This window comes from Streptomyces sp. NPDC033270 (genome assembly GCF_055576575.1).
This window is the reverse complement of the sequence record NZ_JBVIRA010000013.1, coordinates 79,274-90,119: the sequence shown is the minus strand read 5'-3', so window position 1 is coordinate 90,119 and position 10,846 is coordinate 79,274. Positions and strand designations below refer to the sequence as shown.

General features: G+C 72.3%; 9 protein-coding genes. 7 read left to right on the top strand and 2 right to left on the bottom strand.

The window, feature by feature from the left end:
• Positions 1-130: 130 nt before the first annotated feature.
• On the bottom strand, positions 131-1,039 hold the full coding sequence (gene cynR, locus ACZ5XZ_RS19600; RefSeq protein WP_468979587.1) for a transcriptional regulator CynR: 909 nt from the start codon (positions 1,037-1,039) through the stop codon (positions 131-133).
• Positions 1,040-1,175: 136 nt separating this feature from the next.
• On the opposite strand from cynR, the gene ACZ5XZ_RS19595 reads away from it, so the two are divergent.
• The 4 genes from ACZ5XZ_RS19595 to ACZ5XZ_RS19580 all read left to right on the top strand — a co-directional run bounded on the left by ACZ5XZ_RS19595 (position 1,176) and on the right by ACZ5XZ_RS19580 (position 5,718).
• On the top strand, positions 1,176-1,778 hold the full coding sequence (locus ACZ5XZ_RS19595; RefSeq protein WP_468979586.1) for a carbonic anhydrase: 603 nt from the start codon (positions 1,176-1,178) through the stop codon (positions 1,776-1,778).
• A gap of 93 nt (positions 1,779-1,871) precedes the next feature.
• Positions 1,872-2,342 (top strand): cyanase, encoded by a 471-nt coding sequence (gene cynS, locus ACZ5XZ_RS19590; protein ID WP_468979584.1) that lies wholly within the window; start codon positions 1,872-1,874, stop codon positions 2,340-2,342.
• Between the two features lie 239 nt (positions 2,343-2,581).
• Positions 2,582-4,831, top strand: coding sequence for a HelD family protein (locus ACZ5XZ_RS19585; protein ID WP_468979840.1), 2,250 nt, complete (start codon positions 2,582-2,584; stop codon positions 4,829-4,831).
• A gap of 272 nt (positions 4,832-5,103) precedes the next feature.
• A complete protein-coding gene (locus ACZ5XZ_RS19580; protein WP_468979582.1) occupies positions 5,104-5,718 on the top strand; it encodes a CAP domain-containing protein in 615 nt (204 codons plus the stop codon).
• A gap of 48 nt (positions 5,719-5,766) precedes the next feature.
• Here ACZ5XZ_RS19580 and ACZ5XZ_RS19575 read toward each other — a convergent pair whose 3' ends face one another.
• Positions 5,767-6,498, bottom strand: coding sequence for a hypothetical protein (locus ACZ5XZ_RS19575; RefSeq protein WP_468979581.1), 732 nt, complete (start codon positions 6,496-6,498; stop codon positions 5,767-5,769).
• Between the two features lie 296 nt (positions 6,499-6,794).
• Between ACZ5XZ_RS19575 and ACZ5XZ_RS19570 the strand changes: the two genes are divergently transcribed.
• From ACZ5XZ_RS19570 to ACZ5XZ_RS19560, 3 genes are all read left to right on the top strand, one after another.
• On the top strand, positions 6,795-7,835 hold the full coding sequence (locus ACZ5XZ_RS19570; RefSeq protein ID WP_468979579.1) for an NAD(P)-dependent alcohol dehydrogenase: 1,041 nt from the start codon (positions 6,795-6,797) through the stop codon (positions 7,833-7,835).
• A gap of 39 nt (positions 7,836-7,874) precedes the next feature.
• Positions 7,875-8,663 (top strand): DeoR/GlpR family DNA-binding transcription regulator, encoded by a 789-nt coding sequence (locus tag ACZ5XZ_RS19565; protein WP_468979577.1) that lies wholly within the window; start codon positions 7,875-7,877, stop codon positions 8,661-8,663.
• Positions 8,664-9,021: 358 nt separating this feature from the next.
• On the top strand, positions 9,022-10,746 hold the full coding sequence (locus tag ACZ5XZ_RS19560; RefSeq protein WP_468979838.1) for a M28 family peptidase: 1,725 nt from the start codon (positions 9,022-9,024) through the stop codon (positions 10,744-10,746).
• The last annotated feature ends 100 nt before the right edge of the window (positions 10,747-10,846 follow it).

Below are 10,846 nucleotides of genomic sequence, written 5' to 3'. Positions count from 1 at the left end.
AACAGGTGTGAGAGGGAGAGGCGACAGCCCTGAAGCGACCCCCCCCCCCCCCCCCCCCCCCCCCCCCCCCCCGCCGGCGTTTGCTCTCCCGACGGCGATGCGGGCCCCGTGTGCCCGCCGGGGGTTCCGCTCAGACGGGCGCGTAGCCACGGGAGTGCACGACTTCCCGGGTGAGCCGCGTGAACGCCCGGGCGGCGGCGCTCCGGTAGGCGTTCTCACGGCGCAGAAGGCTGACGGTGCGGGCCGGAAGGGCGGGGGAGAGGCGGAGCGGGGAGAGGCGCGGGTGGTCGTGGGTGACGGCGTCGGGCAGGACCGTGGCCAGGGAAGTGCGCTGGACGATCTCGGTCAGCGCCTGGATGGAGTTCGACTCGACGGCGATCCGCGGCCGCACACCATGGGCGGCGAAGTAGGCGTCGATATGGCCGCGGGTGGCGAAGTCGCCGCTGAGCAGGGCCAGTTGATACTCGCCGAGGTCGCCCGGCGACAGCGGCTCCGCCCGGTCGGCGGCGGGCGGGCGACCGCCGACGACCAGGCCGAGCGTCTCGGTGAACAGCGGGGTCGCGGTGATGCCGGGCGGATGGGTGCCGTGGAAGGCGATACCGAGGTCGAGTTCGTCGGCCAGCAGCCGGGAGGCGATGCGGTCCTGCGTCATCTCCGTGACGTCCAGGGTGATCCCGGGGTGGTGGGTGTGGAGTTCGGCGACCAGGGGCCCGATGAGGTAGGCGGTGAAGGTCGGCGTGGCCGCCAGCCGCAGGTGGCCACGGGACAGGTCGGCCACGTCCAGCACGGCGCGCTCGGCGGCCGCCAGGTCCCGTAGGGCCCGCTGGGCGTGGTGGACGTAGATCTCGCCGGCGTCGGTGAGCCGCACGGTGCGCCCCGTGCGGTCCAGCAGCTGCACGCCCACCGTGCGCTCCAGCTGCTTGACCTGCTGGGACAGCGTGGGCTGGGAGATGTGCAGGTCCTCGGCCGCGCGGGTGAAGCTGCCGTGCTCGGCGACGGCGAGCAGATAGCGCAGATGACGCAGTTCCAGGGCGGCCATACGCCCACTATAGGACACCCATAGATGGCATCAATGGAAGTCATGGATATTGCGTCTTGGACGCTATAGGTCCAGTTCGTGCAGGGTGAATGAGGTCAGCCCGCAGCGGGCCGACAGTCACCGAAGGGATTCATCCGTGCAGGACCTCACCGAGGGCGTCGCGCGATTCCAGCGGGACGTCCACCCGGCCAGGGCGGAACTGTTCGCGCACCTGGCGACCACCCACCGGCCGACGACGCTGTTCATCGGCTGCTCCGACGCCCGCGTGGTTCCGGAGCTGATCACCCAGAGCGAGCCGGGCGAGCTGTTCGTCATCCGCACCGCCGGCAACCTCGTCCCCGCCCACACACCCGGCCCGGACGGCGTCGCGGCCGGCATCGAGTACGCCGTCGCGGTCCTGGGCGTACGCGCCATCGTGGTGTGCGGGCACTCCGCCTGCGGTGCGATGACCGCCCTCGCCGAGCGCCACGACCTGACCGCGACCCCGGCGGTCGCCGACTGGCTGCGCCACGCGGACGCGGCCCACGCACGCGCCTCGGCCTCGGCCGCCGAAGCGGAGGTGAGCACCCTCGTGCGCGAGAACGTGCGGGCCCAACTGGCGAACCTCGCCACCCACCCGTCGGTCGCCCGCGCCCTGGCGCGGCACACGCTCACCCTCAGCGGCTGGGTCTACGACATTCCCACCGGCACCGTCGAAGAAGTCGACGCCGCCGGCCGTGCGCCCGCCCCCGCGGGCTGAGCCGACCCACCGGCCCTCTCGCACCCGCCGTTCCGCCGCATCACGGGCGAACGGCGCCCTTCCGTAACCCCGAACCGAAAGGACACCTCTCTCATGAAGCACGCTCAGTTCGACCCCGCCGTCCGCCAGGCCCTGGCCGCCGAAGCCGTCGAGGCCAAGCTGCGCAAGGACCTGTCCTGGCAGCAGATCGCCGACGCCGCCGGCCTGTCCGTCGCCTTCGTCACCGCCGCCGTCCTCGGCCAGCACGCCCTCCCGGAGCCCGCCGCCCGGGCGGTGGCCGAACTCCTGGGCCTGGACGGCGACGCGGCGCTGCTGCTGCAGACCATCCCCACCCGCGGTTCCCTCCCCGGCGGCGCCCCCACCGACCCGACCATCTACCGCTTCCACGAGATGCTCCAGGTCTACGGCACCACCCTCAAGGCGCTGGTCCACGAGCAGTTCGGTGACGGCATCATCAGCGCGATCAACTTCACACTGGACGTGAAGAAGGTCGCCGATCCCGAAGGCGGCGAGCGCGCGGTGATCACGCTGGACGGCAAGTACCTGCCGACCAAGCCCTTCTGAGTTCCGCCGGAGCAGCGGTTCCAGCTGCTCCCAAGGCGCGCCGAGCGCCGCCTCGGACGGTCCGCCGCTGCACGGGCCGCACAATAGAGAAATACCCCGGACCGAATTGACGGCCGGGGTATTTCTCTGCGTATATTGAGGGCTTCTGTGTCTTGACTCAATCGAAGCTCAATTGAAGACACATTCCCAATCTTCATTCCGAACTATATCCGAGCGGAGTTCAATTGTCAAACGAGGAATTGCGGCGCGAGCAGGAATTCACCGATCTGCTCCATGAGCGACTCGCCGAAATGCGGGACGGCGCCGCGGCGGCGGTGCGGGCAACCCTGCCGCGGGAGGGGAACAACGCCCAGGCGCGGCTGGAGCGCGATGTCATGGTGGCCGAGCAGGCCGGACTGCTGGCCGCTTTCGAAGCCGGGGAGAACGGCCTGTGCTTCGGCCGGTTGGCGTTTCGCGACGGCAGCGACCACCACATCGGCCGGATCGGAATCCGGCGCGACGACACCGACCGCACCCAGCTCGTCATCGACTGGCGGGCCGAGGTCGCCCGCCCGTTCTACCTCGCCACCGGCCACACCCCGATGGGGCTGCGCCGCAGACGGCACATCACGACCGAGGGCCGGCGGGTCACCGCCCTGCACGACGAGATCCTGGACCTGACCGACACCGAACGCACCGGGCACGAGGGCACCGACGCGGACGCCGTGCTGCTGGCCGCGCTGGACGCGGCGCGCACCGGACGGATGCACGACATCGTGCAGACCATCCAGGCCGAGCAGGACCGCATCATCCGCGCCCCGCACCACGGCGTGCTCGTCGTGGAGGGCGGCCCCGGCACGGGCAAGACGGTCGTCGCGCTGCACCGCGCGGCATATCTGCTCTACGCGCACCGAGAGCTGCTCGCCCGCCGCGCCGTGCTGATCGTCGGGCCCAACCCGGCGTTCCTCAGCTACATCGAGGAGGTGCTGCCCGCGCTCGGCGAGACCGGGGTCCTGCTCGCCACCCTCGGAGAGCTCTTTCCCGGCGTTCGCGCGACCGGAACCGACACCGCCAGGGCGGCCGAGGTCAAGGGCAGCGCGACGATGGCCGACGCGCTGGCCCGCTTCGTACGCGACCGGCAGTCCCTGCCCGACCCCGCGCTCGTGATCGAGCACGACGACGGCGAACTGCGGCTGGACGCGGACATCGCGTACGAGGCAAGGCGCCAGGCACGGGAGACCGGGCTGCCGCACAACCTTGCCCGCCCCCACGTCGCCTTCCGCGTCATCGACGCGCTCACCGCCCAGTTGGTCGACCGGATCGGCGCGGACCCCTACGGCGGCCCGAACCTGCTCGGCCCCGACGACGTCGCCCAGCTCGGCAAGGCCGTCGCCGTCAACCCCGAAGTGCACCGTGCCATCGAGGAGTTGTGGCCTTCCCTCACGCCGCAGCAGCTGGTCGGCGACTTCCTTGCCGACCCCGTCCACCTCCCCGATGCGGACGCCCGGGCGATCCGCCGCGCGGTCGGCGACGGCGACTGGACCCCCGCCGACGTTCCCCTGCTGGACGAGGCCGCCGAACTCCTCGGCGAGGACGACTCGGCGGCCCGTGCCGCGGCCGAGGCCGAGCGACAGGAGCGGATCGCCTACGCGCAGGGCGTGCTGGAACTCTCCTACGGCTCCCGCACCCAGGAGTTCGAGGACCGCGACGACGAGGACTCGGAGGTGCTGGCCGCGCACGACCTGATCGACGCGGAACGCCTCGCCGACCGGCAGGAGGAGACCGACCACCGCAGCGCCGCCGAACGCGCTGCCGCCGACCGCACCTGGGCCTTCGGCCACATCATCGTGGACGAGGCGCAGGAACTGTCCGCGATGGCGTGGCGGCTGCTGATGCGCCGCTGCCCCACCCGCTCGATGACCCTGGTCGGTGACCCGGCGCAGACCGCGGAGCCAGGCGGCTGCGGGACCTGGGAGGCGATCCTCGCGCCGTACGTCGGCGAGCGCCGGCAGCACGTCAGACTCGGCGTCAACTACCGGACACCGACCGAGATCATGGAGCTCGCCGCACGGGTTCCCCGGGCCGTCGACCCGGACTTCGCACCGCCGCGGTCGATCCGCTCCGCGGGCCGACCGCCGTGGGCGCACCGTACCGACGACCTGGCGGGCGCGGTGGCCGAGGCCGTCCGGCGCGAGACCCCCGACGCGTCCGGCCGCCTCGCGGTGATCGCCCCGCGCCCGCATCATGCGGCGCTGCGCACCGCCCTCCCGGCCGCCTCCGCGGGCCCCTCGCCGGACCTGACCAGCCCGGTGGTGCTGCTCGACCCGAGGCAGGCCAAGGGCCTGGAGTTCGACACGGTGATCGTGGCGGCACCGGAGGAGTTCGGGACCAGCGACCTGTACGTCGCGCTCACCCGGGCGACACAACGGCTGGGTGTGATCCACACCCGGCCGCTGCCGGCGGGACTGGAAACCCTGCTGCCGGAGGAGACCGCAACCGCGCCGCGCTGAGGGCCGGTTGCCGGCCGGAGCGGGCGCAGGTGGGTGGGAGGGGGAGGAGGGGCGGAGACGGGGGCGCGACAGGGCGCGACGGGACCGGGCAGGGCGGGCGCAGGACGCCCGCGCGCCCGGTAATGCCCCGGCGGACTCCTTCCCCAGGGCATGGACGACACCGTCCCTGGCAAGGCATCACCCGCCCACCGCACCCGAGTCCCCCCGTGGGCAGGCCGCCCCGGCCGCTCCGTGCCAGCCCTTCGCACAGAGGGGCAGATTGGAGGTTCGCCATGCCCGGAAAGCACCACAAGCGCCGACGCCGTCCCGAGCGCCGCACCGCGCGGGCCGCGATCGCCACCGCTGTGGGTGTGGCCCTGGGCGCCGCGGGACTCGATGTGGCGACGGCCACCGAGGCCCCGCCGCCGCGGACCGTGGACGCCGCCCGCCTCACTCCGGCGCATCCCGCGCGGCCCACGTCCGTTGACGCCCTGGCCGACCGCGATCCGGCAGAGCAGGACCCGTCCGAGTACGTGAGCCAGGTCGTACGGCTGGTGAACGTGGAGCGCACCGGGCACGGGTGTCCGCCCGTACGGTGGAACGCCGTGCTGCAGCGAGCCGCGCAGCGCCACTCGGACGACATGGCCACCCGTCACTTCTTCGACCACACCAACCCCGACGGCACCGACGCGGGGGAGCGGATCACCCGGGCCGGCTACGCATGGTCCTCGTACGGCGAGAACATCTCCGTCGGCCGGGCGACGCCCTCCGCCGTCATGAGCGCCTGGATGGACAGCCCCGGCCATCGCCGCAACATCCTGCAGTGCGACCTGACGGACGTCGGCGTCGGCATCCGCTTCGGCACCGGCGGACCGTGGTGGACACAGGACCTCGCCAGCCCCCGTTGACGGCGACCCCTGGGACCTGACCCTCGGACCGGCCCTACGGGAGAGGCCCTACGGGAGAGGCCCTCCCCGGCCCAAGTTGAGGGCCGTGGCGAGGTCCACGGACGGGTCGAGTGAGACGACGACGTGGGCCTGGAGGAGTGGTCCGCCGTGGGTGAAGCGGCTGGTGCCGAGGGCCGCGTTGAGGTGGGCGGCGGCGCCCGCCGTGGTCGCGAGGGCGGCGTCCAGGCGCAGGACCGCGGTCCGGGTATCGAGGGACGAGCGGATGCCGGGCCGGGCGAAGGTGCCCAGGGTGAGCGTGGTGCCGCCGTGCCCGCCGTCGGTGATGCGGGCCCGGAAGGTGCCTTGGGAGAGGTCGGCTTCGAAGCCGGTGACCTTGACGGTCTGGTTGGTTCTGCCGTTCACCAGCGTCATACCGGAGTCGGCGAAGTGCAGCTCGCCGCCGACCGTGCCGCCGCTGTTGGTGACCGCGCCGTCCTTGACGTGCAGCCGCATACCGCCGTCGGCGTGGCCGAAATCGTGCGGCCCGACCTCGCCGCCGGGGCCGACCTCGGCGATCGCCACGCCGTCGGCCGCGAGCGCGGCGAGCAGGGCGGCGGGCATGCGCACGACGGCCGAGCCGCTCCGGACGGGCACCTCGGTGTGGCCGGCGGGCCGGGCGGGAGCGGCCGGCGCGTCCGGGGGCGGGCCGGCCGATGAGGAGCGTGCCGGAGCGGGAGCGGCCGCGGGAACGGCGATCGCGAGCGCCAGAAGGACGGCCGTGACGAGGCGGCGAGGGTGCATGGGGACCCCTTTCGTGAGCGGGAGGTCACTCCACGTGCTCCTCCGTACTCATGATGAAGTCTCCCGGCGTCTTCCGCCGGGCACGGCAATGGCAGACGGCGACTTGGGGGAGGGGATACGGCCGGCGGGGACGTGGCGGGGTGCGGGAGGGCGGCTCGGTGATGTGGTGAAGCGCGGCGAACCGGCGACACCTCTTCTCGTATTTTGTGCAAAATCAAGGGTATCTTGCTAGCAGAACGCATACCGTGCTGTCCCCGCCCTCCCCCGCCCCAGCCCCAGGGAGCCGTGAGCCCGCCATGACCGTCACCCCCACGATTCCCGCCACCATGCGTGCCGCCGTACTGCACGGACCCGAGCGCCTCGGCATCGAGGAGCGCCCCGTTCCCGCCCCCGGTCCGGGCGAGGTGCTGATCCGTGTCGAGGCGGTCGGCACCTGCGGCTCGGACGTGCACTACTACCGGCACGGACGCATCGGCGACTTCGTCGTACGGGAGCCACTCGTCCTGGGGCACGAAGCGGCCGGCACGGTGGTCGCCTGCGGCCCGGGAGTCGACGCCCGCCGGATCGGCCGGCGCGTCTCCATCGAGCCCGGCACCCCTTGCGGCAGCTGCGGCGAATGCCGTCCGGGCCGCTACAACCTCTGCCCCGACATGCGTTTTCTCGCCACCCCGCCGGTCGACGGCGCCTTTTGTGAATACCTCGCCGTGCGGCAGGACTTCGCCCATGAGGTCCCCGAGGCCCTGACCATCGAGGAGGCCGCCCTGCTGGAGCCGCTCTCGGTGGCGGTCTGGGCCTGCCGCAAGGGCCGCGTCGCCCCCGGCGACCGCGTCCTGATCACCGGTGCGGGGCCCATCGGACTGGTCGCCGCCCAGACGGCACGGGCCTTCGGCGCACGGGACGTGCTCGTCACCGACGTCCTCCCGCACCGCCTCGCACTCGCCCGGGCCGCCGGCGCCACCGCCCTCGACGTCTCCCGCACACCGCTGCGCGAAGCGGAGTACGTCCCCACCGTCCTGCTGGAGTGCTCCGGCGTCCCCGCGGTGAGCGGCGAGGCGATCCGCACCGTGGCCCGGGCCGGACGCGTCGTCCTCGTCGGGATGGGCGGGGACGAGGTCCCGCTGCCCCTGAGTCGAGTGCAGAACCACGAACTGGAACTGACCGGCACCTTCCGCTACGCACACACCTGGCCCACCGCGACGGCGCTGGTGGAGTCGGGGGCGGTCCGGCTCGACTCCCTGGTCTCGCACGGTTACGGTCTTGCCCAGGCTGAGAGCGCACTGACCGTCGCCACCCACGACGAGACCGCCGTCAAGGCCGTCATCTATCCGCAGCGGTAGGCCGCGCCGCCGCTGCCCGACCGGAAAGGGGCGGCCCCGATGGCTTCCGCACGGTCGTCGCTGGCCGAGGTCGACCGGCGACGGCAGGACGTACTGGCCCATGTCGTCGAGCGCGGAGAGGTGCGCATCGACGCTCTGGCACGGCACTTCGGGGTCAGCCTCGCCACCATGCACCGCGATCTGGACCAGCTCGCCGAACGCCGGCTGCTGCGCAAGGAACGCGGCCGGGCCGTGCCGTTCCCGACCCTCACCATGGAGACCGCGACCCGCTTCCGTATCGCCGTGAACCGTCCCGTGAAGGAGGCGCTCTGCGCCGCCGTCGCCGACGAGATCTGCCCGGGCAGCACCGTCGTCCTGGACGACTCGACCACGGTCTTCCCGCTCGCGGCCCGGATCGCCCGCACCGAAGCGGTCGCCGTGGTCACCAACTCCCTCGGCGTGGCCCGGCTGTTCGACGAGACGCCGGGCGCCGACGTCACCCTCCTCGGCGGCCGCTACCGCGGGGAGTTCGGCTCCTGCGTCGGCCCCGACGTGTTGCGCTCCCTGGGCCGTCTCCGCGCCGACCTCGCGGTGATGTCGGCCGTGTCCGTCCTCGGCGGCCGGCTCTTCCACCCGGTACGCGAATACGCGGAGATCAAGGAAGCCATGCTGGACTGCGCACAGCGCTCGCTGCTCCTGGTGGACCACACCAAGTTCGGCAAGACCGCCACGCACGCCTACGGCGACATCAGCCGCTACGACCGGGTCGTCACCGATCACGCCACGCCGCCCGGCGAGCTGACCGAACTGCGCCGCCTGGGCGTGCCCGTCGACGTGGTTGACGTCTGACACCCACGGCAGGCGCTCCGGATCGACGCGCACCGTCGGTGCGGGGGCGTACCAGGCCGGACCCGCCGTAGCCGTCGGCGAGTGCCCGGATATCGGGCGGCGCCTGCCATTTTCCGACAATCAACGCCCTGCGCAGGAACATCCGTTGACGCCGGGCCCGTCCTGATGTGACAGTACGGCCGCCCGGGTCATGGACATGCCGTCCTCGACATGCCGTCCTCCTGCCGTGCAATGCCCCCACTCGTCGGAAACCGGCCGGACGACGACACCACGCTGCCCCGACCCGGCGTCCCACCAGATCCCCCGTCGGCAGAACGCGCTACCCCCTCAAGGAGCCATGGTGTTACGAAGACTCTCGGTGGCCGGCATATCCCTCGCCGCCACCCTCGCAGCAGCCGTCCTCGCCGCGGCCCCCACGGCCGCCGCCACCCCGCAGAGCCCCCGGCCCGCCACCGCCCCGGCCCAGGCCGCCCCCGACATCGACGTGGCCAAGGTCCAGGCGCACCTCACCGAGCTGAACAACATCGCGACCCGCAACGGCGGCAACCGCAAGTCCAGCGGACAGGGCTACCGGGACTCCGTCGCCTACGCCAAGAACAAACTCCAGGCCGCCGGCTACACCGTCACCGAGCAGCCCTGCACCTCCGGCTGCGCCGGCGGGGCCGGCCCCAACCTGATCGCCGAATGGCCCAAGGGCGACACCGGCACGGTGTACATGTTCGGCTCGCACCTCGACAGCGTCGGCGCCGGACCGGGCATCAACGACAACGGCTCCGGTTCGAGCGCCCTCCTGGAGACGGCACTCACCCTCGCCGAGCAGAACCCCGCCATGGCCGCCCGCGTCCGCTTCGGCTGGTGGACGGACGAGGAGCAGGGCCTCAACGGCTCCGACTTCTACGTCAACTCCCTCTCCAGCGCCGAGCGTTCAAAGATCAAGGCCTACTACAACTTCGACATGGTCGCCTCGACCAACGGCGGCTACTTCATCAACCACATCAACTCCGCCGCCGCCGCGCCGATGAAGGCGTACTGGGACTCCCTCGGCCTCCAGCCGGAGGAGAACACCGAGGGCGCCGGCCGCTCCGACGACTACTCCTTCGAGCAGGCCGGCATCCCGACCTCCGGATACGCGATGGGCGCCGGCGCGAGGAAGACCTCCGCCCAGGCCACCAAGTGGGGCGGCACCGCCAACCGCTCCTACGACCCCTGCTACCACCAGTCCTGTGACACCACCGGCAACATCAACGGCACCGGACTGAACCGCAGCGCGGACGGCATCGCCTACACCCTGTGGAAGCTCGCCGTCTCCGACACCACCCCGTCGAACGACTTCTCCCTGGCCGCCGCCCCGTCCTCCGGCAGCGTCGACCCGGGAGCGTCGGTCACCAGCACCATCTCGACGGCGACCACCAGGGGCTCCGCCCAGACGGTGCAGCTGTCGGCGTCGGGCGCCCCGGCGGGCGTGACCGTCTCCTTCAGCCCCGCCTCGGTGACCTCCGGCGACAGCTCCGCCATGACCGTCGCCACCTCGGCGACCGCGGCCCCCGGCACCTACTCCCTCACGGTCAACGGCACCGGATCCGTCACGCACTCCACGACCTTCGCCCTGACGGTCAAACCGACCGGCAGCTGCACCAGTCAGCAGCTGCTCGGCAACGGGGGATTCGAGAACGGCACCACCCCCTGGACGGGCGACACCGGCGCGATCGGCGCGCACTCGGGCCAGCCCGCCCACAGCGGCACCAGGTCCGCCTGGCTCGGCGGCTACGGCTACTCCGCCGCCGACACCCTCAGCCAGCCGGTGACCGTGCCCGCCGGATGCAGCCGGGCGACGCTGACCTACTGGCTGCACATCGGTACCGACGAGACCGGGAGCACCGCCTACGACACGTTCAAGGTCAAGGTGGGCGGCACCACCCTGACGACCCTGTCCAACGCCGACGCGTCCAACGGCTACACCCAGCGCACCCTGGACCTGAGCCGCTACGTCGGGCAGCAGATCACCCTGACCTTCACCGCCACCGAGGACGCCAGCCTCCAGACCAGCTTCGTCCTCGACGACGCGGCCCTGCAGACCGGCTGACCTCCCACTGCCCGGAGGGGGGGGGGGGGGGGGGGGGGGGGGGGGGGGGGGTGGGGGGTGGGGGGGGGGGAAACAAAGCAGCCCCGCACGACGCTCCCAC

Bases quoted from the DNA above. Each gene is read 5' to 3' on its own strand.
- ACZ5XZ_RS19565 (WP_468979577.1), top strand. From the start codon at position 7,875: ATGGCTTCCGCACGGTCGTCGCTGGCCGAGGTCGACCGGCGACGGCAG.
- cynR (WP_468979587.1), bottom strand. From the start codon at position 1,039: ATGGCCGCCCTGGAACTGCGTCATCTGCGCTATCTGCTCGCCGTCGCC.
- cynS (WP_468979584.1), top strand. From the start codon at position 1,872: ATGAAGCACGCTCAGTTCGACCCCGCCGTCCGCCAGGCCCTGGCCGCC.
- ACZ5XZ_RS19580 (WP_468979582.1), top strand. From the start codon at position 5,104: ATGCCCGGAAAGCACCACAAGCGCCGACGCCGTCCCGAGCGCCGCACC.
- ACZ5XZ_RS19570 (WP_468979579.1), top strand. From the start codon at position 6,795: ATGACCGTCACCCCCACGATTCCCGCCACCATGCGTGCCGCCGTACTG.
- ACZ5XZ_RS19575 (WP_468979581.1), bottom strand. From the start codon at position 6,498: ATGCACCCTCGCCGCCTCGTCACGGCCGTCCTTCTGGCGCTCGCGATC.